A 23,079-nucleotide genomic window follows, 5' to 3' on the forward strand; every position below is an offset into this window, starting at 1 on the left:
AGAACCCATGCCTACGGAATTCACTGACATGCCCCATACCTTGCCTGCATTGCCATACGCCTACGACGCGCTGGAGCCACACATTGATGCCCAGACAATGGAAATCCACCACACCAAGCATCACCAGACTTACGTCAACGGGCTGAATGCCGCCGTTGAAGGTACCAAGTGGGCCGAATGGCCGGTGGAAAAACTGATCGCTGCCGTCAAGCAACTGCCGGAAGACCTGCGTGGCGCTGTGACCAACCACGGCGGCGGGCACGCCAACCACGGCCTGTTCTGGACTGTCATGTCACCTCAGGGCGGTGGCGAGCCCGTGGGTCAGCTGGCGCAAGCTGTCACTGCTCAACTTGGCGGTTTCGAGGCTTTCAAGGAGGCTTTCACCAAAGCCGCGTTGACCCGCTTCGGCAGCGGTTGGGCCTGGCTCAGCGTAACGCCGCAAAAAATGTTGGTGGTGGAGAGCAGCGGCAACCAGGACAGCCCGCTGATGCACGGCAATGTGCCGATCCTGGGCCTGGACGTGTGGGAGCACGCGTACTACCTCAAGTACCAGAATCGTCGCCCGGAATACATCGGTGCCTTCTACAACGTCATTGACTGGGTGGAAGTCGAGCGTCGCTACCTCGAAGCCCTGAAGTGAGTCGGACCGGTATGCGCTCTTGGCGAGCTTTAGGCTGTGTACAGGCTTCTGTCTGATGATAGTGATGGATACCGCGATGTCCTGACATTGTGCAAGCGCAGGTGTGCGAGGTCTATTCGCCTTCGTCAAAGAAGTTGTTGATCAGCTCGACCAGTGCGTCCATGGCGTCGCTGTCCTGCTCGCCCTCGGTATGCAGGTGCACCTGGGTGCCTTTGCCTGCTGCCAGCATCATCACCGCCATGATGCTCTTGCCATCCACCAGCTTGTCCGGGGCGCGGCCAACCCGTACCTGGCAGGGGAAGCGGCCGGCCACACCGACGAACTTGGCTGCCGCCCGGGCATGCAGACCCAGCTTGTTGATGATGGTGATTTCGCGGGCGGGCATCGTGGGGCGGATCCTTGGGCTAGAGGTCGCGATGGCGGACCTGGACGTTTTTCAGGGTTTGCTGCAGCTGTCGACCAAGGCGCTCGGTGATGTACACCGAACGGTGATGGCCGCCAGTGCAGCCGATGGCGATGGTTACGTAGGCGCGGTTGCTGGCAGCGAAGCGGGGCAACCATTTGAGCAGGTAGCTGGAGATGTCGTTGTACATGTCTTCGACATCCGCTTGTGCAGCCAGGTAGTCGATCACGGGTTGATCGAGGCCCGAGTGCTCACGCAGTTCTGGCTTCCAGTAGGGGTTGGGCAGGCAGCGCACGTCAAAAACCAGGTCTGCGTCAACCGGCATTCCCCGCTTGAAACCGAACGACTCGACCAGAAACGCTGTGCCAGGCTCGGGCTGGTTGAGCAGGCGCAGCTTGATCGAGTCACGCAACTGGTACAGGTTCAGGTTGGTGGTGTCGATCTTCAGGTCGGCTAGGTCGGCAATGGGTCCCAACAACTCGCTTTCCACGCGAATCGCTTCCGCGAGCGAGCGGTTGGCGTTGGTCAGAGGGTGTCGCCGGCGGGTTTCCGAGAAACGTTTGAGAAGGACCTCTTCATCGGCATCCAGGTACAACACGTCGCACTGGATGTGCCGGGCGCGGGCTTCTTCAAGCAGTTCAGGGAAGCGTAGCAGGTGGCTGGGCAGGTTGCGTGCATCGATTGACACCGCCACCTTGGGCTGCAGCAAATCGGTGTTGATCAATGCATTTTCCGCCAACTGCGGCAGCAGCCCGGCGGGCAGATTGTCGATGCAATAAAAACCGCTGTCTTCCAGGACATCGAGGGCGGTGCTCTTGCCGGAGCCGGACCGGCCGCTGACGATGATCAGGCGCATGTTCAGTGCTCGTTCTGTACGTCCAGGACAACCTGGAACAGAGCCTCATTGCTGGTGGCCGCGCGCAGCCGATCACGAACCTCCTTGCGATCGAGCATGCTGGCGATCTGACGCAATAGCTCAAGATGGGCATCGGTGGCCGCTTCGGGCACCAGCAGTACAAACAGCAGGTCCACTGGCGCGCCATCGATGGCGTCGTAATCAATAGGGGCTTCCAGGTGCAGCAGAGCGCTGACTGGAGCTGAGCATCCTTCAAGGCGGCAGTGCGGGATGGCGATGCCATTGCCGAATCCGGTAGAGCCGAGCTTTTCCCGGGCTACCAGTTTTTCGAAGACGTCCTGCATCTCCAGTTCTGGCACTTGGTCGGCGATGACAGTGGCGACCTTTTCCAGGGCGCGCTTCTTGCTGCCGCCCGGCACGTTCACGAGAGAACGGCCGGGGGTCAGGATGGTTTCAAGTCGGATCATGGATGAGGGGGATCAGCGGGCAGCTGCACCTTGCAGCAGGCTTTGCTGTTTTTCCTTGTGTTTTTTCAGTTGGCGGTCGAGCTTGTCGGCCAAGGCATCGATCGCTGCATACATGTCTTCGTGTTCGGCGTTGGCTACCACTTCGCCGCCGGGAATCTGCAGGGTCGCCTCGACCTTCTGCTGAAGCTTCTCGACTTTCATGATTACCTGCACGTTGGTGATCTTGTCGAAGTGACTCTCCACGCGGGCGAGCTTTTCAAGCACGTAATCGCGCAGTGGCTGGGTGACTTCTACATGCTGTCCACTGATATTGACTTGCATACAGCTTCTCCTTTGTTGCCCGTGCATAAAGAGGCAGGTCTTGCACCTGCCACGAAAACGCTGTGGCTCATCTCAGGGGCTACATCAGTCGCTTGCGTTCGCTCGACGGTGCGATGCCGAGGGACTCGCGGTACTTGGCGACGGTGCGACGGGCTACCTGGATGCCTTGTGCCTCCAGTAAACCAGCGATCTTGCTGTCACTCAATGGCTTTTTCTGATTTTCCGCCGCAACCAGTTTCTTGATGATCGCGCGGATCGCCGTGGACGAGCATTCTCCGCCTTCGGAGGTGCTGACATGGCTGGAGAAAAAGTATTTCAGTTCGTAGATACCGCGCGGGGTGTGCATGTATTTCTGCGTGGTAACCCGCGAGATGGTCGATTCGTGCATGCCTACTGCTTCGGCAATGTCATGCAGTACCAACGGCTTCATCGCTTCGTCGCCGTGGTCGAGGAAGCCGCGCTGGTGCTCGACGATCTGCGTGGCCACCTTCATCAGGGTTTCGTTACGGCTTTGCAGGCTCTTGATGAACCAGCGCGCTTCCTGTAGCTGGTTGCGCATGAAGGTGTTGTCGGCGCTGGTGTCGGCACGTCGCACGAAGCCGGCGTACTGCGGGTTGACGCGCAGGCGTGGGATGGCTTCCTGGTTCAGCTCTACCAGCCAACGGTCGCTGTCCTTGCGCACGATGACGTCGGGCACCACGTACTCGGGCTCGCTGGACTCGATCTGCGAACCAGGGCGCGGGTTAAGGCTTTGCACCAGTTCGATGACCTGGCGCAGCTCGTCTTCCTTGATTTTCATCCGCCGCATCAGCTGGCTGTAGTCACGGCTGCCGAGCAGGTCGATGAAATCGGTGACCAGACGCTTGGCTTCGGTCATCCACGGGGTTGTAGCGGGCAGTTGGCGCAGTTGCAGCAACAGGCATTCGCCGAGGTTGCGAGCACCGACGCCAGCCGGCTCGAACTGCTGGATGCGGTGCAGTACTGCTTCGACCTCGTCCAGCTCGATATCCAGCTCCGGGTCGAAACCGGCGCAGATTTCTTCGAGGGTGTCTTCCAGGTAGCCCTGCCCGTTGATGCTGTCGATCAGGGTGACGGCAATCAAGCGGTCGGTGTCGGACATCGGCGCCAGGTTCAACTGCCACAGCAGGTGGCTTTGCAGGCTCTCGCCGGCCGATGTGCGTGTGGTGAAGTCCCACTCGTCGTCATCGTTGCTCGGCAGGCTGCTGGCGCTGGTCTGGTAGATGTCTTCCCAGGCGGTATCGACCGGGAGCTCGTTGGGGATGCGCTCGCTCCACTCACCGTCTTCCAGGTTGTCGGCGCTGACGGCGCTTTCCTGGAAGCTGTTGTCCTGAACTTCGGCGGCCGGCTTGTTCTCGGCGTTGTCGGCCATCGGGTCGCTGTTGTCGAAGTCTTCGCCGTCTTCCTGACGTTCGAGCATCGGGTTCGACTCCAGCGCTTCCTGGATTTCCTGTTGGAGGTCCAGGGTAGAGAGCTGGAGCAGGCGGATGGCCTGTTGCAACTGAGGTGTCATCGTCAGTTGCTGGCCCATTTTTAGGACGAGCGATGGTTTCATGGCAGGGGCTTAATACCTTGTTCGCCGGCGCGCATGCGCCATCCACTACACGAGGGCGCCGGAGCGCCAGATCAAGCAAGTTTTATGCCTTAAATTGTAGCGTTTGCCTAGAGTACCGTAACAACTTTACCCGCAGTCTCACGGCTGTTAGCCAGTACTTCAGGCGCTTGCCGGGTCAGAGGCGGAACTCATGGCCCAGGTAAACTTCTTTGACCAGATCGTTTGCCAGGATGGTTTCAGCGTCGCCTTCAGCGATCAGTCGGCCATCGTTGACGATGTAAGCGGTTTCGCAGATATCCAGCGTTTCACGCACGTTGTGGTCGGTAATCAGTACACCGATACCTTTAGCCTTGAGATGGTGGATGATCTGTTTGATGTCGCCAACCGAAATCGGGTCGACACCGGCGAACGGTTCGTCCAGCAGGATGAACTTGGGCGCTGTCGCCAGTGCGCGGGCAATCTCGACGCGGCGGCGTTCGCCACCGGACAGGCTCATGCCGAGGTTGTCGCGGATGTGGCTGATGTGGAACTCCTGCAGCAGGCTTTCCAGCTCTTTGCGGCGGCCGTCCCGGTCGAGGTCCTTGCGGGTCTCGAGGATGGCCATGATGTTGTCCGCTACCGACAGCTTGCGGAAGATCGAGGCTTCCTGCGGCAGGTAGCCGATGCCGGCGCGGGCGCGGCCGTGCATGGGCTGGTGGCTCACATCGAGGTTGTCGATCAGTACTCGGCCCTGTTCGGCCTGGACCAGCCCGACAATCATGTAGAAGCAAGTGGTCTTGCCGGCGCCGTTGGGGCCGAGCAGGCCGACGATCTGGCCGCTGTCGATCGACAGGCTGACATCACGTACTACCTGCCGCCCCTTGTAGCTCTTTGCCAGGTGCTGGGCTTTGAGGGTTGCCATTTACTCGGCCTTCTTCTTGGGCTGGATCACCATGTCGATACGCTGACGTGGTGTTGTCACGTTGCTACCGCGACCGGCGGTCGCCACCTGGGTCTGGGTGTTGTAGACGATCTTTTCGCCTTCGGTGGTGTTGCCTTCGTTCTCGACCTTGGCGCGGTCGGTGAGAATTACCAGGTCCTTCTGCGCCTGGTACTGGATGGTCACGCCCCAGCCTTTCATCTTGTCCGGCTTGGCCGCGCTCTGCTGCTGCTCGAAGTAGGCCAGGTTGCCCACCGAGGTCACCACATCGATGTCGCCGGAGGCGGAGCGGGTGATGGTCACGGTGTTGCCTTTGATCATCATCGAACCTTGGGTGATGATCACGTCACCGGTATAGGTGGCCACGCCTTGCTTGTCATCCAGGTGAGCCTGGTCGGCCTGGATGCGGATCGGCTGATCACGGTCATTCGGCAGTGCGAAGGCGCTCGCGCTTCCCAGTGCTGCGCTCAGGCTGAGCAAAAGGGGGAGAGTTTTAACGAGCCTCATACTGTCCTCTTACGTTAGAGAGCAGGTCCATCCTGCTTTCTTTCAAATACGCTTTCATTCCTTTGCCCGTAGTTGTGCCACCGGCGCCGTCGATTCTAACGGCTTGCTCGGTCTGCGCATATTGCTTCTGCGGGAACACGGTCATGCGTGAACTGGTAATGATGGTTTCACGCTGCTTTTCGTCGGTGCGCGCAATCCGTACGTTGTCGATCAGTTCGACCTCGGTGCCGTCCGGATTGACCTCGGCCCGGGTGCTCTGTACGTGCCACGGGTATTCGGTGCCGCGGTACATGTGCAGATCCGGCGTAGTCAGCAACGTGATTTCGCTGGCCTTGAGGTGCTCGACCTTGTCGGCGGTCATTTCGTACTGCAGCTTGCCGTCAGGCAGGAACTGCACACTGTGGGCGTTGATCGCATAGTAGTCGATGGCGCTTTCGTCTACCTTGGCCACCGGCTTGTCGAGGAAGCTTTCCGGGCTGACATTCCAGTAGCCGACCGCCGCCAGCAGGGCGGTAATCACTGCTAGCAGCGCAATAGTGCGGGCTTTCTTGCTGAACATGGGCAGCCTTACAGGTAATTGGCGTTGGCAGCGTCCAGGGTGCCCTGGGCCTGCATGATCAGTTCGCAGAATTCACGGGCTGCGCCTTCGCCACCGCGTGCCTGGGTCACGCCGTGGGCGTGCTGGCGAACAAACGGTGCGGCGTTGGCCACGGCCATGCCCAATGCCACCCGGCGAATGACCGGCAGGTCGGGCAGGTCATCGCCCAGGTAGGCTACTTGATCATAGCTCAGGCCCAGCTCCGCAAGCAGGCCGTCAAGCACGACCACTTTGTCCTCGCGGCCCTGGTACAGGTGCGGGATGCCGAGGTTCTTCGCCCGGCGCTCGACCACAGGGGTTTTGCGCCCGCTGATGATCGCGGTGGTCACGCCCGAGGCCATGAGCATCTTGATGCCCTGGCCGTCGAGGGTGTTGAAGGTCTTGAACTCACTGCCGTCTTCGAGGAAGTACAGGCGCCCGTCGGTGAGCACGCCATCCACATCGAACACTGCCAGCTTGACGGCTTTGCCCCGTTGCATGAGGTCCTGATTCATTCCATCGCTCCTTACATTACACCGGCGCGCAGCAGGTCGTGCATGTTCAGGGCGCCGGTCGGGCGGCCCTCGCGGTCTACCACCACCAGCGCGCCGATCTTGTGGTCTTCCATGATCTTCAGGGCTTCGGCAGCGAGCATTTCGGCGCGGGCCGTTTTTCCGTGCACGGTCATCACCTGGTCGATCAGGGTGGTGTGTATGTCGATGTTGCGGTCCAGGCTGCGGCGCAGGTCGCCGTCTGTGAAGACCCCGGCCAGCGTGCCGTCGGCTTCGACGATCACGGTCATGCCCAGGCCCTTACGGGACATTTCGAGCAGTGCCTCTTTGAGCAGGGTGCCGCGGGCAACCTGGGGCAGCTCGTTGCCGCTGTGCATCACGTTCTCGACCTTGAGCAAAAGGCGGCGGCCCAGTGCACCACCCGGGTGCGAGAAGGCAAAGTCTTCAGCGGTGAAGCCGCGGGCCTCGAGCAGGGCGATGGCCAGGCAGTCACCCAGCACCAGCGATGCCGTGGTAGAGGAGGTGGGGGCGAGGTTCAGCGGGCAGGCCTCTTGCTCGACGCGGGCGTCGAGGTTGACCTCGGCGGCCTGGGCCAGGGGCGAGTCCGGGTTGCCGGTCAGGCTGACCAGCTTGATGCCCAGGCGTTTGATCAACGGCAGCAGGGTGACGATTTCGGCTGTGCTGCCGGAATTGGACAAGGCAAGGATGACATCATCGCGCGTGATCATGCCCATGTCGCCATGGCTGGCTTCGGCCGGGTGGACGAAAAACGCTGGCGTACCGGTGCTGGCCAAGGTGGCGGCGATCTTGTTGCCGATGTGCCCGGACTTGCCCATGCCGACCACGACGACCCGGCCCTTGCTGGTCAGAATCAGTTCGCAGGCTTTGACGAAATTGTCGTCGATGCGCGCCAAAAGGGCCTCTACGGCCTCGAGTTCCAGGCGCAGGGTGCGTTGGGCGGATTGGATCAGCTCGCTGGATTGGCTCATGTCGAAAAAGCAATGCCTGAGGAAAAGGCGACGATTATACGCGCAATGATGAAAACCCTCACCTCCTCGATTGCTGTAGCGAATACCACCAAAGCCTGTCCCGGTGCTGAACGACTGCTTGCCCGGCCTTGGGGCGGCGCTGTCAGCGGTGCTATAGTTCGCCGCTATTCGGCCTGCCGGGATGTGTGTGCCTTCCAGATGGAGGCCGGCGTCCACTAGGACGAGGCTGCATTAGCAAGGAGTCTAGATGAGTGTGGATAGCGCCTACGCGGTCGAGTTGAAGGGTGTAACCTTCAAACGTGGTTCGCGCAGCATTTTCAGCAACGTCGACATCCGCATCCCGCGCGGCAAGGTCACCGGCATCATGGGACCATCGGGTTGCGGCAAGACCACGTTGCTCCGCCTGATGGGTGCGCAACTGCGTCCCTCCAGCGGTGAAGTATGGGTGGCCGGCCAGAACCTGCCGACGCTGTCGCGCAGCGACCTGTTCGACGCCCGCAAGCAGATGGGCGTGCTGTTCCAGAGCGGCGCGTTGTTCACCGACCTCGATGTGTTCGAGAACGTCGCGTTCCCGCTGCGCGTGCATACTCAGCTGTCGGACGAAATGATCCGTGACATCGTGTTGATGAAGCTGCAGGCCGTGGGGCTGCGCGGTGCCATCGACCTGATGCCCGACGAGCTGTCCGGTGGCATGAAGCGCCGTGTGGCGCTAGCCCGGGCGATTGCCCTGGACCCGCAGATCCTCATGTACGACGAACCGTTCGTCGGCCAGGACCCGATCGCCATGGGGGTACTGGTGCGCCTGATTCGCCTGCTCAACGATGCCCTGGGCATCACCAGCATCGTGGTTTCCCATGACCTGGCAGAAACCGCCAGCATCGCCGATTACATCTACGTGGTAGGTGACGGCCAGGTGCTGGGCCAGGGGACGCCTGATGAGCTGATGGGCTCGGACAATCCACGGATCCGCCAATTCATGAAAGGCGACCCGGATGGCCCGGTTCCCTTCCACTTTCCCGCGCCTGATTACCGCGCCGACCTGCTGGGGGCGCGTTGATGCGCAGAAAATCCTTACTCGAACGTGTCCGCCTGCTGGGCCGGTCGGCAATCGACGTGCTGGCCGTGCTCGGGCGTTCGTGCCTGTTCCTGTTCCATGCGCTGGTCGGTCGCGGCGGCATTGGCGGCGGCTTCCAGCTGCTGACCAAGCAGTTGTACTCGGTGGGCGTGCTGTCACTGGCGATCGTCGTCGTGTCCGGGGTGTTCATCGGCATGGTGCTGGCGCTGCAGGGTTACAGCATTCTGACCAAGTACGGCTCGGAGCAGGCGGTAGGGCAAATGGTCGCCCTGACCCTGCTGCGTGAACTTGGCCCGGTGGTAACGGCGTTGCTGTTTGCCGGTCGTGCCGGATCGGCGCTGACCGCCGAAATCGGCAACATGAAGTCCACCGAGCAGTTGTCGAGCCTGGAAATGATCGGTGTCGATCCGCTCAAGTACATCGTTGCTCCACGCCTGTGGGCAGGTTTCATCTCGCTGCCGCTGCTGGCGCTGATCTTCAGCGTGGTCGGTATCTGGGGTGGCTCGTGGGTGGCGGTGGACTGGCTGGGCGTCTACGAGGGTTCGTTCTGGGCCAACATGCAGAACAGTGTTTCGTTCACTGACGACGTGCTCAACGGGCTGGTCAAGAGCCTGGTGTTTGCTTTCGTCTCGACCTGGATCGCCGTATTCCAGGGGTACGACTGTGAGCCCACCTCAGAAGGGATCAGTCGTGCAACCACCAAGACCGTGGTCTATGCCTCGTTGGCAGTGCTGGGTCTGGACTTTATTCTGACCGCCTTGATGTTTGGAGATTTCTGATGCAAAACCGCACCCTGGAAATCGGTGTCGGCCTGTTCCTCCTGGCCGGGATCCTGGCGCTGCTGCTGCTGGCCCTGCGTGTCAGCGGGCTGTCGGCCAGCCCGACCACTGATACCTATAAAGTTTATGCGTACTTCGACAATATCGCCGGTTTGACGGTCAGAGCTAAAGTGACCATGGCTGGTGTGACCATCGGCAAGGTCACCGCCATCGATCTGGACCGTGATTCCTACACCGGTCGGGTGACGTTGCAGCTGGACAAGTCGGTCGATAACCTGCCGACCGACTCCACTGCCTCGATCCTGACCGCCGGTTTGCTTGGTGAGAAGTACATCGGCATCAGCGTGGGCGGTGAAGACGATGTCCTCAAGGATGGTTCAACCATCCATGACACTCAGTCGGCACTGGTGCTGGAGGATCTGATTGGCAAGTTCCTGCTCAACTCTGTTGGCAAGGAACCGAAAGAAGCGCAACCGGCTAATTAAGGAGTATCCATGATTTCGATCCTGCGACGTGGCCTGCTAGTGCTACTGGCGGCCTTCCCCCTGCTGGCCCTGGCTGCGCAGACACCGCACGAAGTGGTTCAGGGCACCACCAATGAACTGCTCGGCGACCTCAAGGCCAACAAGGAGCAGTACAAGTCCAACCCCAACGCCTTCTATGACTCGCTCAACCGCATTCTTGGCCCGGTGGTGGATGCTGACGGTATCTCGCGCAGCATCATGACCGTGAAGTACTCGCGCAAGGCGACCCCGGAGCAGATGCAGCGCTTCCAGGAGAACTTCAAGCGCAGCCTGATGCAGTTCTATGGCAATGCCTTGCTTGAGTACAACAACCAGGGCATCACCGTCGACCCGGCCAAGGCCGATGACGGCAAGCGCGCCAGCGTCGGCATGAAGGTCACCGGCAACAACGGTGCCGTGTACCCCGTGCAGTACACCCTGGAGAACATTGGTGGCGAGTGGAAGGTGCGTAACGTGATCGTCAACGGCATCAACATCGGCAAGCTGTTCCGTGACCAGTTCGCCGATGCCATGCAGCGCAACGGCAACGACCTGGACAAGACCATCGACGGCTGGGCCGGCGAAGTGGCCAAGGCCAAGCAGACTGCTGACAACTCGCCAGAGAAGAGCGTCAAATGAGCGAGGCTGCTGTAAGCATGGCCGAGCCGGGCGTGCTGCGTCTGGCTGGCGTGCTGGATTACCGCAGCGGCCCGGCCTTGCGCAAGCAGGGCAAGGTGCTGATCGATGGCTCGCGCGAGCCGCGACTGGTGCTTGATTGCTCGGCTGTCGAGAAGTCGTCGAGTGTCGGCCTGTCGCTGTTGCTTGCGTACATTCGTGATGCTCAGGCCACCGGCAAGGCGTGCGAGGTGCGTAGCATGCCCGACGACATGCGGGAAATTGCCGAGGTCTATGATCTCGATGAAGTGCTGGCAAGCTAGTGGCCAGGCACGGATGATGGCCCCTCGGTCAGCGAAGCCTTCGTTGGGCTTCGCAGGCGAGGGGCTTTTTTGTATGATGGCCGACCCGTGCGCATCGGGCGCCGATTGAGGTTGAGCATGCAGGCCGTAGAAGTTAAGAGCTTCCTTGAAGAGAAATTGCCGGGTTCCCGGGTCGAAGTTGAAGGCGAAGGCTGCAACTTCCAGTTGAACGTGATCAGCGACGAGTTGGCTGGCCTGAGTCCGGTCAAACGCCAGCAGGCGATCTATGCTCACCTGAATCCGTGGATCGCCAATGGCAGCATCCATGCGGTAACCATGAAATTTTTCAGCAGCGCAGCCTGGGCTGAGCGCACCTGAGCCAACTTGGCGGCGAGACTCCAATGGACAAACTGATTATTACTGGCGGCGCTCGCCTTGACGGCGAGATCCGCATTTCGGGCGCGAAAAACGCAGCCCTGCCGATTCTGGCAGCGACCCTGCTGGCCGATGGCCCGGTCACCGTGGGCAACCTGCCGCACCTGCACGACATCACCACCATGATCGAGCTGTTCGGGCGTATGGGCATCGAGCCTGTAATCGACGAAAAGCTGTCGGTGGAAATCGATCCACGCACCATCAAGACCTTGGTCGCGCCGTATGAGCTGGTCAAGACCATGCGCGCTTCGATCCTGGTGCTGGGCCCGATGGTTGCCCGTTTCGGCGAAGCCGAAGTGGCCCTGCCTGGCGGTTGCGCCATTGGCTCGCGCCCGGTCGATCTGCACATCCGTGGCCTTGAGGCCATGGGGGCTAAGATCGAAGTGGAAGGCGGCTACATCAAGGCCAAGGCGCCTGAAGGTGGCCTGCGTGGCGCGCACTTCTTCTTCGACACCGTCAGCGTGACCGGTACCGAGAACATCATGATGGCCGCTGCCTTGGCCAAGGGCCGCAGCGTGTTGCAGAACGCCGCGCGTGAGCCTGAAGTGGTCGACCTGGCCAACTTCATCAACGCCATGGGCGGGAACATTCAGGGCGCAGGTACCGATACCATCACCATCGATGGCGTCGAACGACTGGATTCGGCCAACTACCGCGTGATGCCGGACCGCATCGAGACCGGTACCTACCTGGTCGCCGCTGCCGTGACCGGTGGCCGCGTCAAGGTCAAGGACACCGACCCCACCATCCTTGAAGCCGTACTGGAAAAACTCAAGGAAGCGGGTGCCGACATCAATACCGGCGAAGACTGGATCGAACTGGACATGCATGGCAAGCGGCCGAAAGCCGTCAACCTGCGTACCGCCCCGTACCCGGCGTTCCCGACCGACATGCAGGCCCAGTTCATCTCGCTGAATGCCATTGCCGAAGGCACTGGCGCGGTCATCGAGACCATCTTCGAAAACCGCTTCATGCACGTTTACGAAATGCACCGCATGGGCGCTCAGATCCAGGTCGAAGGCAACACCGCTATCGTCACTGGCGTCAAGGCGCTGAAGGGTGCCCCGGTCATGGCCACCGACCTGCGTGCTTCCGCCAGCCTGGTGCTGTCGGCGCTGGTTGCCGAAGGCGATACCCTGATCGATCGCATCTACCACATTGACCGTGGTTACGAGTGCATCGAGGAAAAACTGCAGATGCTCGGCGCGAAAATCCGCCGCGTACCGGGCTAGTACCCCGCGGGTGCAAGGACGCACCTTTTGAATTGAATGCGGCCAGGTCGATGACCTGGCCGGCAGCAGCCGCTTAAGGACCGACGTTCCAATGTTGACCATCGCGCTTTCCAAAGGCCGTATTCTCGACGATACCTTGCCGTTGCTGGCCGAGGCCGGCATCGTGCCGACCGAAAACCCGGACAAGAGCCGCAAGCTGATCATCCCCACCACGCAGGACGACGTGCGTCTGCTGATCGTGCGTGCCACCGACGTGCCGACCTACGTCGAGCATGGTGCTGCCGACCTGGGTGTGGCCGGCAAGGACGTGTTGATGGAGTACGGCGGCCAGGGTCTGTATGAGCCCCTGGACCTGCAGATTGCCCAATGCAAGCTGATGACCGCGGGCGTAGTCGGCGCAGCCGAGCCCAAGGGGCGCCTGCGCGTGGCCACCAAGTTCGTCAACGTAGCCAAGCGTTACTACGCCGAGCAAGGTCGCCAGGTCGACATCATCAAGCTGTATGGCTCGATGGAGCTGGCACCGCTGATCAACCTTGCCGACAAGATCATCGACGTGGTCGACACCGGCAATACCCTGCGTGCCAACGGCCTGGAACCCCAGGAACTGATCGCCACGATCAGCTCGCGCCTGGTGGTCAACAAAGCCTCCATGAAAATGCAGCACGCCCGTATCCAGAGCCTGATCGAGACGCTGCGCGGAGCGGTCGAATCGCGACACCGCGGCTAACGCTCTACCTGCTGCGCGCGGCCTTCGCTGTCGCGCCCGTCTATCCGCGTCATAGCCATTTTTCTCGGGTGCCCGCGCGGATGGACTGTTAGCTTGGGATGGTGCGAAAAGTCGCCGAGCGGCGATCATGCAAGAACGAAAACAGGCGAGGAACGGCCGGGGTCGCGCCCGACTTTGCTGGTTGCAAATGAGCATTCCGAGCCTGTTTTTAACGTAGCATGATCGTCGCGCAGGCACTTTTCGCACAATCCCCTAGGGCGCCTGAGCATTCGCTAATATTACGAGGCCCTCGCCATGACCGTGTCCACTGCAATTGCCCGTCTCAACGCTGCTGATCCGGATTTCGCCCGACATCTGGATCATCTGCTGAGCTGGGAAAGTGTGTCCGATGACGCGGTCAATCAGCGCGTGCTCGACATCATCAAGGCCGTGCGTGAACGCGGTGATGCGGCGCTGGTGGAATTCACCCAGCGCTTCGATGGTGTTGACGCCAAGTCGATTGACGACCTGATCCTCAATCGCGCGCGCCTGGAGCTGGCGCTGACCCGTATCACTCCGGTCCAGCGCGAGGCCCTTGAAAAGGCCGCCAACCGTGTGCGCATCTATCACGAGCGGCAGAAGCAGGATTCCTGGCAGTACACCGAGGCCGACGGCACCGTGCTCGGCCAGAAGGTCACCCCGCTGGACCGTGCTGGCCTGTATGTGCCGGGCGGCAAGGCGTCGTATCCGTCGTCGGTGCTGATGAACGCCATCCCGGCCAAGGTTGCCGGCGTGGCTGAAGTGGTGATGGTGGTACCGACCCCGCGGGGTGAGGTCAACGAGCTGGTGCTGGCGGCTGCCTGCATCGCCGGTGTCGACCGGGTGTTCACCGTCGGTGGTGCCCAGGCCGTGGCTGCGCTGGCCTACGGCACCGAAAGCGTGCCGCAGGTGGACAAGATCGTCGGCCCGGGCAACATCTACGTTGCCACCGCCAAACGCCACGTGTTCGGCCAGGTAGGCATCGACATGATCGCCGGCCCCTCGGAAATTCTCGTGGTATGCGACGGCCAGACAGACCCGGACTGGATCGCCATGGACCTGTTCTCCCAGGCCGAGCACGACGAAGACGCCCAGGCCATCCTGGTCAGCCCGGATGCCGCCTTCCTCGATCGCGTGGCTGCCAGCATCGACAAGCTGATGCCAACCATGGAGCGTGCCGATATCATCGAAAAGTCGATCAACGGCCGTGGTGCGCTGATCCAGGTGCGAGATATGCAGCAGGCCATGGAAGTGGCCAACCGCATCGCACCGGAGCACCTGGAGCTGTCGGTGGCCGACCCGCAAGCCTGGCTGCCACACATTCGCCACGCTGGCGCGATCTTCATGGGCCGCCACACCAGCGAAGCGCTGGGCGATTACTGCGCTGGCCCTAACCACGTGCTGCCCACTTCAGGTACCGCGCGTTTTTCGTCGCCGCTGGGGGTGTATGACTTCCAGAAGCGTTCGTCGATCATCTTCTGCTCCGAGCAGGGCGCGTCCGAGCTGGGTCACACTGCCTCGGTCCTTGCCCGAGGCGAGTCGCTCACTGCCCACGCCCGTAGTGCCGAATACCGTATCCTGACCCAAGACAAGGGGAACTGAGCATGAGTCGATTCTGGAGCCCCTTCGTCAAGGACCTGGTGCCTTATGTGCCGGGCGAGCAACCCAAGCTGGCGCGCCTGGTCAAGCTGAACACCAACGAAAACCCCTATGGCCCATCGCCCAAGGCGCTGGAGGCCATGCGCGGCGAACTTAACGATAACCTGCGCCTGTACCCCGACCCGAACGGTGACCGCCTCAAGCAAGCAGTGGCCGAGTACTACGGCGTGACCCCGGCGCAAGTGTTTGTCGGCAACGGCTCGGACGAGGTGCTGGCGCACATCTTCCACGGCCTGTTCCAGCACGATACGCCCCTGCTGTTCCCGGACATCAGCTACAGCTTCTACCCGGTCTACTGCGGCCTTTACGGCATTGCCTTCGAACAGGTGGCGCTGGATGAGCAGTTCCAGATCCGCATCGAGGACTACAAAAAGCCCAACGCGGGCATCATCTTCCCCAACCCCAATGCGCCGACCGGTTGCCTGATGCCGTTGCAGGTGGTGGAGCAGTTGCTGCAGGCCAACCGTGATTCGGTGGTGGTGGTGGATGAGGCCTACATCGATTTCGGTGGTGAAACGGCGATCAGCCTGGTGGACCGCTACGATAACCTGCTGGTTACCCAGACGCTGTCGAAGTCGCGCTCGTTGGCGGGGCTACGAGTTGGCCTGGCAGTCGGGCACCCGGACCTGATCGAGGCGCTGGAGCGGATCAAGAACAGCTTCAACTCCTATCCGCTGGACCGTGCAGCTATCGTCGGTGCGGCGGTGGCGTTCGAAGATCGAGAGTACTTCGAGGAAACCTGCCGCAAGGTGATAGACAGCCGCGAGGCGCTGGTCGGGCAACTGCAGGCCAAGGGCTTCGAGGTACTGCCGTCGGCTGCCAACTTCATCTTCGCCCGTCACCCGCAGCAGGATGCCGGCGAGCTGGCGGCACGCTTGCGCGAGCAGGGCGTGATCGTGCGCCACTTCAAGCAGCCGCGTATTGCCCAGTTCCTGCGGATCACCATCGGTACGCCGGAAATGAACCAGGCACTGCTGGATGCGTTGAGCTGACGTGTAGGAGCGGGTTTACCCGCGAATACGGTAGCGGCGGCAACGGTGAACGGCGGGTGGAAACTGGCCAGCAGGCCCGGCCCTTTCGCGGGTGAACCCGCTCCTACGGGGATCGCGCCAGCCCTTGAGGAACGACAAAACTGTTGCTTCTCAAGGGCTTAATAGCGGCGGTCTTCGATCACAAATGGCTTGGCTGCCGGCCTGTTGCGCACCGCCGCCGGTGTACCATCCAGCACCAGTACATAATCGTTCTGCTTGTCCATCCCCTCCGGATCGATCCATTGATCGTCTCTGGCCGCAACCTGGGCAACCACATGGCCGTTCTTGATAATGGTCAGATAACCCTTGGCGTTACTGTTCCAGCGTAGCCGTCCTTTGCTTTCATCGGCCCGCGCCTTGCGTACGCCGGTATCACCCAGTAAAGGCGTGCCATCCAATAGCCATTCCGGCTGCAGCTTGAGGCCCATGTGGCGCAGCACCGTGGGCGCTACCGAGGTCTGCGCGGGTAGCCCGTACAGGTTGCCGGGTCCAGGCATTTCCACAGGAATGCTCAGCTCGGTCAGTTCCTGATTCAACGGTTTGTTGCTGGCGATGAAGATGCTCTTTTCCTGCTCCGAAGCGCCGCCATGGCCTTTCCCCCAATAGTCCCGGCCATGGTTGGTACTGACGAGCACCAGCCAATCTTCCTGCGGGAACATGCGACGCCGCTGGTCTACCTTGTCCAATAGCCGTCCGATCTCGCTGTCTGCCTTGCGCAACGCCTGTGCATAGCGCTCACCATAACCGGTGTGATGGCCGATTTGGTCAGGTTCATCCAGTTGAATGAACGTGAAATCAGCGGGTGTGTCGCCAAGGATCTGCAACGTACGTGCTATCACCTGTTCATCCGACAAACCACTCTCGCGTACATTGGCGTCATGGGCGTCCTCCAGCAGAAATGCCGTGTTGATGGGTGACCAGTTGACGATGCTGGAGAGGTAGGCATTGGGGTATGCCAGGCGTAGCCGCTTGAACAGGCTAGGAAACGCCGGGTTTACCCGTTGCGAGTCATCGTCCGATTCAACGCCATGCTTGTTGCTCCACACGCCGGTCAGCAAAGTGATCCAGCCAGGGCCGCTCAAGGTGGGTTGCTCGCTGGTTTTACAACTGATGCCCCCTGTGTAGGCCTTGCCGTAATACAGGCGCTGCTTCAGGTTGGTCGCATCGCCCAGTTGCAGGTATTGCTGCAATTGCACGCCGTCAAGGCCGATGAGCAAGGTTTTAGGGCGGCTCTGGTGCCGGGCCGTGTCACAGCCTGGCTACAGGGTCAGGAACAGAAATAACAGCAAACTCGCCAGTCGCATGTAGGCACATCCTTGAAAGCACGCAACGAGGGTTGCAACAAAGTGTCATGCCCACAACTGGCAGAAATATCAGGTTGTTTACGTTTTTGCCCGCAATCCAGTAAGCTGCGTAAATTCATCGGATGATTGGTTGAGTGGCATGAATACCGAGCTGAGCAAGCGCTCCCTGGTGGAGTTGGCTGTAGAGCGCATGCGCGAATGCATCGTGCAGGGCGATTGGCAGGTCGGCCAGCGCCTGCCTACCGAGCCAGAGCTTGCCTTGCAATTGGGCATTAGCCGCAACACCGTGCGTGAGGCCATGCGCGTGCTGGCGTTCAGTGGCCTGGTGGAAATTCGCCAGGGCGACGGCAGCTACCTGCGCACTGCCCAGGACCCGCTGCAGGCGGTGCGCGCGATGTCCCGATGTACGCCCGAGCAGGCCCGGGAAACACGCCATATCCTCGAGGTGGAGGCCATCGGCCTGGCGGCTCTGCGCCGTACCGATGCCGACCTGCAAGCGCTACGGGATGCCCTTGAAGGCAGTGCCGGGCACTTTCACGGCGATGTCGATGCCTATGTGGCTTGCGATCTGGTGTTCCACCAGCGGCTGGTGGATGCCGCCCACAACCCGGCATTAAGCGAGTTGTACCGTTACTTTTCCGGTGTCGTGGCTGCCGCGCTGCAACACAGTCTGGCGACCGTTCCGCGCTGCCAGGCCACGTTCGACTTGCATGGGCAGATCCTCGAGGCCATCGAGCGACGTGACGCTGAACGGGCCAAGTGCCTGAGCCGTACCCTCATTGAATCCTGACACCGAGAAGGCCATGGCTGAATCCATCACCCGTAATACCCCCTCGAACGAGCGGGATCTCGATGAGCTGCTGATCGACGCTGAAGCTGACGACGAGCAGGTCCAGCAGCAGGCTGTGGTGTTGCGGCGGCCCTGGCTGTTGCTGCTGGGCCTGGTGCTGGTGGCTTTGAACCTGCGCCCGGCATTGTCGAGCATGGCGCCGGTACTGGGCCAAGTATCTGAAGGCCTGGGCCTGAGTGCTTCGCAGGCTGGCTTGCTGACCACCTTGCCGGTGCTCTGCCTGGGCCTGTTTGCTCCCTTGGCGCCGGTGCTGGCGCGGCGCTTTGGCAGCGAGCGGGTGATTCTTGGCATCCTCGTCACCTTGGCACTTGGCCTCGTGGTACGAAGCGCCTTTGGGGCTGTCGGGGTGTTCCTCGGCAGCCTGATGGCGGGGGCCAGCATCGGCATTATCGGCGTGTTGTTGCCGGGTATCGTCAAGCGCGACTTTCCGCAGCACGCTGGCACACTGACCGGCGTATACACCATGGCATTATGCCTGGGCGCTGCCATGGCCGCGGGTGCCACCGTTCCTTTGGCCCAGCATTTCGACGGCAGCTGGGCACTAGGGTTGGGCTTCTGGGTGCTGCCGGCCTTGCTGGCCATGCTGGTGTGGCTGCCACAGGCCCGTCAGGGGCATGGCCTGCACAAGGTAGCCTATCGCGTGCGAGGCCTGTGGCGTGACCCACTGGCCTGGCAGGTGACCCTATACATGGGCCTGCAGTCATCACTGGCTTACATCGTGTTCGGCTGGTTGCCATCGATCCTGATCGGTCGCGGCCTCAGCCCAACCGAGGCAGGGCTGGTGCTGTCAGGGTCGGTAATCGTGCAGTTGATCAGCTCGCTCAGCGCCCCTTGGCTGGCCACCCGCGGCAAGGACCAGCGGCTGGCGATCGTGGTAGTCATGTCGGGTACGCTGGCGGGGCTGTTCGGTTGCCTGTATGCGCCACTTTCCGGGTTGTGGGGGTGGGCCATTGTGCTGGGCCTGGGGCAGGGCGGTACCTTTGCCCTGGCGCTGACCTTGATCGTGCTGCGCTCGAAGGATGCCCATGTGGCGGCGAACTTGTCGAGCATGGCCCAGGGGGTGGGTTATACCCTCGCCTCAATGGGGCCATTTGCGGTGGGCCTGGTGCATGACCTGACTGGCGGCTGGGCGGCCCTGGGCTGGATTTTTGCGGTGCTGGGCGTCGGCGCCATCGTGTTCGGTCTGGGGGCCGGGCGGGCGCTGCATGTGCAGGTGACCAGCGAGAAAGTCTGAGGCCTGTTTTGCAGTACCGTCTTCTTACCCGCCAAGAGGACGGTACTGGCATTAGCCATCGGGGCAGATTATCGTGCAGCTTTCGAACCTAGGACGGACCAGCCCCCCCATGAGCGATGCCAACCGCGCCCTGATCACCCGTTTCTACCAGGCTTTCCAGCGCCTGGATGCCGACGCCATGCTGGCCTGCTACAGCAACGATATCGTTTTCAGCGACCCGGTGTTCGGCACCCTGCGCGGCAAGGACGCCGGCGATATGTGGCGGATGCTCACCACCCGCGCCAAGAACTTCACCCTGACATTCGACAGCATACGCGCAGATGAGCACAGTGGCAGCGCGCATTGGGTGGCTACCTACCTGTTCAGCCAGACCGGGCGTATTGTGGTCAACGATATCCAGGCACGCTTTGTCATTCGTGATGGGCTGATTTGCCAGCATGACGACACCTTTGACCTGTGGCGCTGGTCGCGGCAAGCGCTGGGTGTTCCTGGCATGCTGCTGGGGTGGTCGCCGCTGATGCAGAACAAGGTCCGCCTGCAGGCATTCAAGGGGTTGCGCGCATTCCAGCAGGCCCAGGGTGAGTGAGGTTGTCGAACCTGCCGTTGGAAAGCCCTGGTTCGTCTATCTGGTAAGGGCAGCCAATGGCTCGTTGTATTGCGGCATCAGCGATGATCCGCAGCGTCGGTTTGCCGCGCATCAGAAAGGGCAGGGCGCCCGCTATTTCAAGACCAGCCCGGCCCAGGCGCTGGTGTATGTGGAGCAGTGGCCGGACAAGAGCGCGGCGCTGCGCCAGGAGCGGTTGGTGAAACGGCTGCGCAAGTCGGCGAAGGAGGCATTGGTTGCCTCCTTTGGCGGCTTGGGGGAAATCAGTCCTTGCGGCGCTTCAGCTGATCCACCAAGGTTGTCGGCAGCCCCTTGATGATCAAGGTCCCCGCCGCTTCGTCATATTCCACCTTGTCCCCCAGCAGATGTGCCTCGAAGCTGATCGACAGCCCCTCGGCACGCCCGGTGAAACGGCGGAACTGGTTGAGGGTGCGTTTGTCCGCCGGGATTTCCGGCGAAAGGCCGTAGTCCTTGTTGCGGATGTGGTCGTAGAACGCTTTGGGGCGGTCCTCGTCGATCAGGCTGGACAGCTCTTCCAGTGTCACCGGCTCGCCCAGCTTGGTCTGGGTGGTGGCGTACTCGACCAGGGTCTGGGTCTTCTCGCGGGCAGATTCTTCCGGCAGGTCTTCACTTTCAACGAAATCACTGAAGGCCTTGAGCAGGGTGCGGGTTTCGCCCGGGCCGTCGACACCCTCCTGACAGCCGATGAAGTCGCGGAAGTAGTCCGACACCTTCTTGCCGTTCTTGCCCTTGATGAACGAAATGTACTGCCTGGAGTTCTGGTTGTTCTTCCACTCCGACAGGTTGATGCGTGCTGCCAGGTGCAGTTGGCCAAGGTCGAGGTGACGGGAAGGGGTCACGTCGAGCTCGGCATTCACAGCTACACCTTCGCTATGGTGCAGCAGGGCGATTGCCAGGTACTCGGTCATGCCTTGCTGATAGTGGGCAAACAGGATGTGGCCGCCGGTGGACAGGTTGGACTCTTCCATCAGCTTCTGCAGGTGCTCGACAGCCACGCGGCTGAAGGCGGTAAAGTCCTTTTCTTCATCCAGGTACTGCTTCAGCCAGCCGCTCAGCGGATAGGCACCCGATTCGCCGTGGAAAAAGCCCCAGGCTTTGCCTTGCTTGGCGTTGTAGCTGTCATTGAGGTCGGCCAGCAGGTTTTCGATGGCATCGGAGGCAGCCAGTTCGGAGTCACGAGCATGCAGCACGGCGGGGCTGCCATCGGGCTTTTTGTCGATCAGGTGAACGATGCAATGACGGATTGGCATGGAATTCTCGGCGAGCTGCAAAAGTTGCCAAGTTTAACCTAGACCTGAGGTGATGCAGTGGCCGTATGTTGGCAGATATGTCTGTTGTTCGTTTTTTGTTCAGTTTTGTGTGTTTTCAGCTGAAACGCCCGAAAAACCTGCATTTAATCAAAGTGCGAAGCGGATATTTATCCATTCCTGTGGTAGTTTTGCGCGGTCTTGCGCCCCTCGTGTGGCGCAGTGCTGGCAGCTTGCTTTCGTCGTGTCGAACCAAACGCCGATTTACGTATCTACATACGCAATTGGCGCGGCCCTCCATTTAAAGGGGCTGGCCCGATAACGTCGTAGTCCGCTGCATAACCATCGAATTTGATAGGGAAGGAACACCACCATGGCATTGACCAAAGACCAACTGATTGCCGACATCGCCGAATCGATCGCCGCGCCAAAAGCCACCGCCAAGAACGCTCTGGAGCAACTGGGCCAGATCGTTGCAGACCAACTGGAAAACGGCGCTGAAATCACTCTGCCAGGCATCGGCAAGCTGAAAGTCTCCGAGCGTCCTGCCCGTACCGGCCGCAACCCTTCGACTGGCGCTGCCATCGAAATCGCTGCCAAGAAAGTCGTCAAGTTCGTTCCAGCCAAAGTGCTGACCGACGCTATCAACAAGTAATTGTTGCTTTGACGAAACCGCGCCCGGCTTGCCCGGGCGCGGTTTTTTCATGCCTGTGATTTACGCCGGGCGTGCCAGGCCTGACGTGCGGCGTCGTCATGGAAGCTCCAGGCGACCATGCGGCTCTGTTTCTGCCCCTGGCCCATCTCGATGATGCGCACGGCCTTGGCGCCGGACTTCTTCAACGCGGCCTCGATGCCCGGCAGGTTGCTGGCCTTGGACACCAGGCTGGTGAACCACAGCACCTGCCCGGCGTACTGCACGCTTTCGCCAACCAATTGGGTGACAAAGCGGATTTCCCCACCTTCGCACCACAGTTCATTGTTCTGGCCACCGAAGTTCAGCACCGGCAGCTTGCGTTTGGGGTCCTGCTTGCCAAGGTTCTTCCATTTGCGCTGGCTGCCGCGGGTGGCTTCGTCGCGTGAGGCATGAAAGGGCGGGTTGCACAAAGTCAGGTCGAAGCGCTCGCCCTCCTGCAGCAGGCCGCTGAGGATGTGCGCTCGGTTGGCCTGCTGACGCAGCGTAATGGCCTTGCCCAAACCGTTGGCCTGGATGATGGCCTTGGCCGAAGCCAAGGCCATGGGGTCGATGTCTGAGCCGAGGAAGCGCCAGCGGTAGTCGCTGTGGCCCAGCAGTGGATAGATGCAGTTGGCCCCCACGCCGATGTCCAGCGCGCGCACTTGGGGGCCCCTTGGGACGTCGCCGGCATTGTCATCGGCCAACAGGTCGGCGGCTACGTGGATGTAATCGGCACGGCCAGGAATGGGCGGGCACAGGTAATCGGCCGGGATGTCCCAGTGCTGGATGCCGTACTGGGCCTTGAGCAGTGCACGGTTGAACACGCGGACGGCTTCGGGGTTGGCAAAGTCGATGCTGGGCTTGCCGTGGGGGTTGGTGATGGTGAAACGGGCCAGATCAGGGTGGGCCTTGATCAGGCTGGGGAAGTCGTAACGACCCTGGTGGCGGTTGCGCGGGTGCAGGGTGGGTTTGTTCGGGGTCATGGCAGTGTCCAGCCCTATACGAG

At 61.0% G+C, this 23,079-nt stretch carries 28 protein-coding genes and 1 pseudogene; 16 read left to right on the forward strand and 13 right to left on the reverse strand.

Features of this window, described 5'->3' with window-relative positions; genetic code table 11:
* Positions 1 to 28 precede the first annotated feature (28 nt).
* On the forward strand, positions 29 to 640 hold the full coding sequence (locus tag ACF8EA_RS24155) for a superoxide dismutase (RefSeq protein WP_392523528.1): 612 nt from the start codon (positions 29 to 31) through the stop codon (positions 638 to 640).
* A 112-nt stretch (positions 641 to 752) separates the two neighbouring features.
* Here ACF8EA_RS24155 and ACF8EA_RS24160 read toward each other — a convergent pair whose 3' ends face one another.
* The 10 genes from ACF8EA_RS24160 to ACF8EA_RS24205 form a co-directional block, all read right to left on the reverse strand.
* Complete coding sequence (locus tag ACF8EA_RS24160; RefSeq protein ID WP_010952144.1) at positions 753 to 1,025, reverse strand: HPr family phosphocarrier protein; 273 nt, start codon at positions 1,023 to 1,025, stop codon at positions 753 to 755.
* 19 nt (positions 1,026 to 1,044) lie between these two features.
* Entirely contained in the window at positions 1,045 to 1,899 is an 855-nt protein-coding gene (gene rapZ, locus ACF8EA_RS24165; protein WP_028697417.1) for an RNase adapter RapZ, read from the reverse strand.
* 2 nt (positions 1,900 to 1,901) lie between these two features.
* Positions 1,902 to 2,366 (reverse strand): PTS IIA-like nitrogen regulatory protein PtsN, encoded by a 465-nt coding sequence (gene ptsN / locus ACF8EA_RS24170; protein ID WP_003255137.1) that lies wholly within the window; start codon positions 2,364 to 2,366, stop codon positions 1,902 to 1,904.
* 12 nt (positions 2,367 to 2,378) lie between these two features.
* The gene (gene hpf / locus ACF8EA_RS24175) at positions 2,379 to 2,687 is read right to left on the reverse strand and encodes a ribosome hibernation-promoting factor, HPF/YfiA family (RefSeq protein ID WP_003255135.1); all 309 of its coding nucleotides are present in this window, start codon (positions 2,685 to 2,687) and stop codon (positions 2,379 to 2,381) included.
* A gap of 79 nt (positions 2,688 to 2,766) precedes the next feature.
* Positions 2,767 to 4,260: an RNA polymerase factor sigma-54 gene (locus tag ACF8EA_RS24180; RefSeq protein ID WP_028697418.1), complete on the reverse strand. Its 1,494-nt coding sequence runs from the start codon at positions 4,258 to 4,260 to the stop codon at positions 2,767 to 2,769.
* Positions 4,261 to 4,435: 175 nt separating this feature from the next.
* Entirely contained in the window at positions 4,436 to 5,161 is a 726-nt protein-coding gene (gene lptB, locus ACF8EA_RS24185; protein ID WP_003255132.1) for an LPS export ABC transporter ATP-binding protein, read from the reverse strand.
* On the reverse strand, positions 5,162 to 5,686 hold the full coding sequence (gene lptA, locus ACF8EA_RS24190; protein WP_021781855.1) for a lipopolysaccharide transport periplasmic protein LptA: 525 nt from the start codon (positions 5,684 to 5,686) through the stop codon (positions 5,162 to 5,164). It lies immediately after the preceding gene.
* On the reverse strand, positions 5,673 to 6,245 hold the full coding sequence (gene lptC, locus ACF8EA_RS24195) for an LPS export ABC transporter periplasmic protein LptC (protein ID WP_021781856.1): 573 nt from the start codon (positions 6,243 to 6,245) through the stop codon (positions 5,673 to 5,675). Before lptC ends, lptA begins: the two co-directional genes overlap by 14 nt.
* An 8-nt stretch (positions 6,246 to 6,253) precedes the next feature.
* Positions 6,254 to 6,778 carry an HAD family hydrolase gene (locus ACF8EA_RS24200; RefSeq protein WP_021781857.1) on the reverse strand — a complete coding sequence of 175 codons (525 nt, stop codon included), beginning with the start codon at positions 6,776 to 6,778 and terminating at the stop codon, positions 6,254 to 6,256.
* 11 nt (positions 6,779 to 6,789) lie between these two features.
* Complete coding sequence (locus ACF8EA_RS24205; protein WP_021781858.1) at positions 6,790 to 7,764, reverse strand: SIS domain-containing protein; 975 nt, start codon at positions 7,762 to 7,764, stop codon at positions 6,790 to 6,792.
* Positions 7,765 to 8,011: 247 nt separating this feature from the next.
* Here ACF8EA_RS24205 and ACF8EA_RS24210 point away from each other — a divergent pair, with 247 nt between their 5' ends.
* The 10 genes from ACF8EA_RS24210 to hisC all read left to right on the forward strand — a co-directional run bounded on the left by ACF8EA_RS24210 (position 8,012) and on the right by hisC (position 16,101).
* On the forward strand, positions 8,012 to 8,821 hold the full coding sequence (locus ACF8EA_RS24210) for an ATP-binding cassette domain-containing protein (protein WP_012270662.1): 810 nt from the start codon (positions 8,012 to 8,014) through the stop codon (positions 8,819 to 8,821).
* Entirely contained in the window at positions 8,821 to 9,618 is a 798-nt protein-coding gene (gene mlaE / locus ACF8EA_RS24215) for a lipid asymmetry maintenance ABC transporter permease subunit MlaE (protein ID WP_003255125.1), read from the forward strand. Before ACF8EA_RS24210 ends, mlaE begins: the two co-directional genes overlap by 1 nt.
* Positions 9,618 to 10,103, forward strand: a complete 486-nt coding sequence (mlaD, locus tag ACF8EA_RS24220; RefSeq protein WP_003255124.1) for an outer membrane lipid asymmetry maintenance protein MlaD — start codon at positions 9,618 to 9,620, stop codon at positions 10,101 to 10,103. Before mlaE ends, mlaD begins: the two co-directional genes overlap by 1 nt.
* Before the next feature lie 9 nt (positions 10,104 to 10,112).
* Positions 10,113 to 10,760 carry a phospholipid-binding protein MlaC gene (locus ACF8EA_RS24225; RefSeq protein ID WP_021781859.1) on the forward strand — a complete coding sequence of 216 codons (648 nt, stop codon included), beginning with the start codon at positions 10,113 to 10,115 and terminating at the stop codon, positions 10,758 to 10,760.
* Positions 10,757 to 11,059 (forward strand): lipid asymmetry maintenance protein MlaB, encoded by a 303-nt coding sequence (locus ACF8EA_RS24230; RefSeq protein WP_021781860.1) that lies wholly within the window; start codon positions 10,757 to 10,759, stop codon positions 11,057 to 11,059. The genes ACF8EA_RS24225 and ACF8EA_RS24230 overlap by 4 nt, the downstream gene beginning before the upstream one ends.
* A 117-nt stretch (positions 11,060 to 11,176) precedes the next feature.
* Complete coding sequence (locus ACF8EA_RS24235) at positions 11,177 to 11,416, forward strand: BolA family protein (protein WP_003255121.1); 240 nt, start codon at positions 11,177 to 11,179, stop codon at positions 11,414 to 11,416.
* 23 nt (positions 11,417 to 11,439) lie between these two features.
* On the forward strand, positions 11,440 to 12,705 hold the full coding sequence (murA, locus tag ACF8EA_RS24240; RefSeq protein WP_003255119.1) for a UDP-N-acetylglucosamine 1-carboxyvinyltransferase: 1,266 nt from the start codon (positions 11,440 to 11,442) through the stop codon (positions 12,703 to 12,705).
* Positions 12,706 to 12,796: 91 nt separating this feature from the next.
* Positions 12,797 to 13,432, forward strand: coding sequence for an ATP phosphoribosyltransferase (hisG, locus tag ACF8EA_RS24245; RefSeq protein WP_021781861.1), 636 nt, complete (start codon positions 12,797 to 12,799; stop codon positions 13,430 to 13,432).
* Positions 13,433 to 13,726: 294 nt separating this feature from the next.
* A complete protein-coding gene (gene hisD / locus ACF8EA_RS24250) occupies positions 13,727 to 15,052 on the forward strand; it encodes a histidinol dehydrogenase (protein ID WP_021781862.1) in 1,326 nt (441 codons plus the stop codon).
* Between the two features lie 2 nt (positions 15,053 to 15,054).
* Entirely contained in the window at positions 15,055 to 16,101 is a 1,047-nt protein-coding gene (gene hisC, locus ACF8EA_RS24255; protein ID WP_053870402.1) for a histidinol-phosphate transaminase, read from the forward strand.
* A gap of 158 nt (positions 16,102 to 16,259) precedes the next feature.
* On the opposite strand, the pseudogene ACF8EA_RS24260 reads toward hisC, so the two are convergent.
* Positions 16,260 to 17,444, reverse strand: a pseudogene (locus tag ACF8EA_RS24260) (alkaline phosphatase family protein).
* A 139-nt stretch (positions 17,445 to 17,583) separates the two neighbouring features.
* Here ACF8EA_RS24260 and ACF8EA_RS24265 point away from each other — a divergent pair.
* The 4 genes from ACF8EA_RS24265 to ACF8EA_RS24280 all read left to right on the forward strand — a co-directional run bounded on the left by ACF8EA_RS24265 (position 17,584) and on the right by ACF8EA_RS24280 (position 20,448).
* On the forward strand, positions 17,584 to 18,234 hold the full coding sequence (locus ACF8EA_RS24265; protein WP_021781865.1) for a FadR/GntR family transcriptional regulator: 651 nt from the start codon (positions 17,584 to 17,586) through the stop codon (positions 18,232 to 18,234).
* 13 nt (positions 18,235 to 18,247) lie between these two features.
* Positions 18,248 to 19,528, forward strand: coding sequence for an MFS transporter (locus ACF8EA_RS24270; protein WP_028698097.1), 1,281 nt, complete (start codon positions 18,248 to 18,250; stop codon positions 19,526 to 19,528).
* A gap of 109 nt (positions 19,529 to 19,637) precedes the next feature.
* Positions 19,638 to 20,114 (forward strand): nuclear transport factor 2 family protein, encoded by a 477-nt coding sequence (locus ACF8EA_RS24275; RefSeq protein ID WP_028698096.1) that lies wholly within the window; start codon positions 19,638 to 19,640, stop codon positions 20,112 to 20,114.
* The gene (locus tag ACF8EA_RS24280; protein WP_021781868.1) at positions 20,107 to 20,448 is read left to right on the forward strand and encodes a GIY-YIG nuclease family protein; all 342 of its coding nucleotides are present in this window, start codon (positions 20,107 to 20,109) and stop codon (positions 20,446 to 20,448) included. Before ACF8EA_RS24275 ends, ACF8EA_RS24280 begins: the two co-directional genes overlap by 8 nt.
* Here the strand turns inward: ACF8EA_RS24280 and yejK are convergent.
* The gene (gene yejK, locus ACF8EA_RS24285) at positions 20,396 to 21,403 is read right to left on the reverse strand and encodes a nucleoid-associated protein YejK (RefSeq protein WP_021781869.1); all 1,008 of its coding nucleotides are present in this window, start codon (positions 21,401 to 21,403) and stop codon (positions 20,396 to 20,398) included. The genes ACF8EA_RS24280 and yejK overlap by 53 nt on opposite strands.
* Positions 21,404 to 21,773: 370 nt before the next feature.
* Between yejK and ACF8EA_RS24290 the strand changes: the two genes are divergently transcribed.
* Complete coding sequence (locus ACF8EA_RS24290) at positions 21,774 to 22,055, forward strand: HU family DNA-binding protein (RefSeq protein ID WP_003255106.1); 282 nt, start codon at positions 21,774 to 21,776, stop codon at positions 22,053 to 22,055.
* A 47-nt stretch (positions 22,056 to 22,102) separates the two neighbouring features.
* Here ACF8EA_RS24290 and rlmF read toward each other — a convergent pair whose 3' ends face one another.
* Positions 22,103 to 23,056, reverse strand: a complete 954-nt coding sequence (gene rlmF / locus ACF8EA_RS24295) for a 23S rRNA (adenine(1618)-N(6))-methyltransferase RlmF (protein ID WP_021781870.1) — start codon at positions 23,054 to 23,056, stop codon at positions 22,103 to 22,105.
* Between the last annotated feature and the right edge of the window lie 23 nt (positions 23,057 to 23,079).

Source organism: Pseudomonas sp. YQ_5 (genome assembly GCF_043103305.1).
Classification (GTDB): domain Bacteria; phylum Pseudomonadota; class Gammaproteobacteria; order Pseudomonadales; family Pseudomonadaceae; genus Aquipseudomonas; species Aquipseudomonas putida_Y.

Coding starts and splice junctions, on each gene's coding strand:
- ACF8EA_RS24235 (WP_003255121.1), top strand. CDS start 11,177: ATGCAGGCCGTAGAAGTTAAGAGCTTCCTTGAAGAGAAATTGCCGGGT.
- ACF8EA_RS24155 (WP_392523528.1), top strand. CDS start 29: ATGCCCCATACCTTGCCTGCATTGCCATACGCCTACGACGCGCTGGAG.
- rapZ (WP_028697417.1), bottom strand. CDS start 1,899: ATGCGCCTGATCATCGTCAGCGGCCGGTCCGGCTCCGGCAAGAGCACC.
- mlaE (WP_003255125.1), top strand. CDS start 8,821: ATGCGCAGAAAATCCTTACTCGAACGTGTCCGCCTGCTGGGCCGGTCG.
- ACF8EA_RS24200 (WP_021781857.1), bottom strand. CDS start 6,778: ATGAATCAGGACCTCATGCAACGGGGCAAAGCCGTCAAGCTGGCAGTG.
- lptB (WP_003255132.1), bottom strand. CDS start 5,161: ATGGCAACCCTCAAAGCCCAGCACCTGGCAAAGAGCTACAAGGGGCGG.
- lptA (WP_021781855.1), bottom strand. CDS start 5,686: ATGAGGCTCGTTAAAACTCTCCCCCTTTTGCTCAGCCTGAGCGCAGCA.
- hisD (WP_021781862.1), top strand. CDS start 13,727: ATGACCGTGTCCACTGCAATTGCCCGTCTCAACGCTGCTGATCCGGAT.
- hpf (WP_003255135.1), bottom strand. CDS start 2,687: ATGCAAGTCAATATCAGTGGACAGCATGTAGAAGTCACCCAGCCACTG.
- lptC (WP_021781856.1), bottom strand. CDS start 6,245: ATGTTCAGCAAGAAAGCCCGCACTATTGCGCTGCTAGCAGTGATTACC.
- ACF8EA_RS24210 (WP_012270662.1), top strand. CDS start 8,012: ATGAGTGTGGATAGCGCCTACGCGGTCGAGTTGAAGGGTGTAACCTTC.
- rlmF (WP_021781870.1), bottom strand. CDS start 23,056: ATGACCCCGAACAAACCCACCCTGCACCCGCGCAACCGCCACCAGGGT.
- ACF8EA_RS24205 (WP_021781858.1), bottom strand. CDS start 7,764: ATGAGCCAATCCAGCGAGCTGATCCAATCCGCCCAACGCACCCTGCGC.
- ACF8EA_RS24270 (WP_028698097.1), top strand. CDS start 18,248: ATGGCTGAATCCATCACCCGTAATACCCCCTCGAACGAGCGGGATCTC.
- yejK (WP_021781869.1), bottom strand. CDS start 21,403: ATGCCAATCCGTCATTGCATCGTTCACCTGATCGACAAAAAGCCCGAT.
- ACF8EA_RS24225 (WP_021781859.1), top strand. CDS start 10,113: ATGATTTCGATCCTGCGACGTGGCCTGCTAGTGCTACTGGCGGCCTTC.
- mlaD (WP_003255124.1), top strand. CDS start 9,618: ATGCAAAACCGCACCCTGGAAATCGGTGTCGGCCTGTTCCTCCTGGCC.
- ACF8EA_RS24290 (WP_003255106.1), top strand. CDS start 21,774: ATGGCATTGACCAAAGACCAACTGATTGCCGACATCGCCGAATCGATC.
- hisC (WP_053870402.1), top strand. CDS start 15,055: ATGAGTCGATTCTGGAGCCCCTTCGTCAAGGACCTGGTGCCTTATGTG.
- ACF8EA_RS24275 (WP_028698096.1), top strand. CDS start 19,638: ATGAGCGATGCCAACCGCGCCCTGATCACCCGTTTCTACCAGGCTTTC.
- ptsN (WP_003255137.1), bottom strand. CDS start 2,366: ATGATCCGACTTGAAACCATCCTGACCCCCGGCCGTTCTCTCGTGAAC.
- ACF8EA_RS24180 (WP_028697418.1), bottom strand. CDS start 4,260: ATGAAACCATCGCTCGTCCTAAAAATGGGCCAGCAACTGACGATGACA.
- ACF8EA_RS24160 (WP_010952144.1), bottom strand. CDS start 1,025: ATGCCCGCCCGCGAAATCACCATCATCAACAAGCTGGGTCTGCATGCC.
- ACF8EA_RS24230 (WP_021781860.1), top strand. CDS start 10,757: ATGAGCGAGGCTGCTGTAAGCATGGCCGAGCCGGGCGTGCTGCGTCTG.
- hisG (WP_021781861.1), top strand. CDS start 12,797: ATGTTGACCATCGCGCTTTCCAAAGGCCGTATTCTCGACGATACCTTG.
- ACF8EA_RS24265 (WP_021781865.1), top strand. CDS start 17,584: ATGAATACCGAGCTGAGCAAGCGCTCCCTGGTGGAGTTGGCTGTAGAG.
- murA (WP_003255119.1), top strand. CDS start 11,440: ATGGACAAACTGATTATTACTGGCGGCGCTCGCCTTGACGGCGAGATC.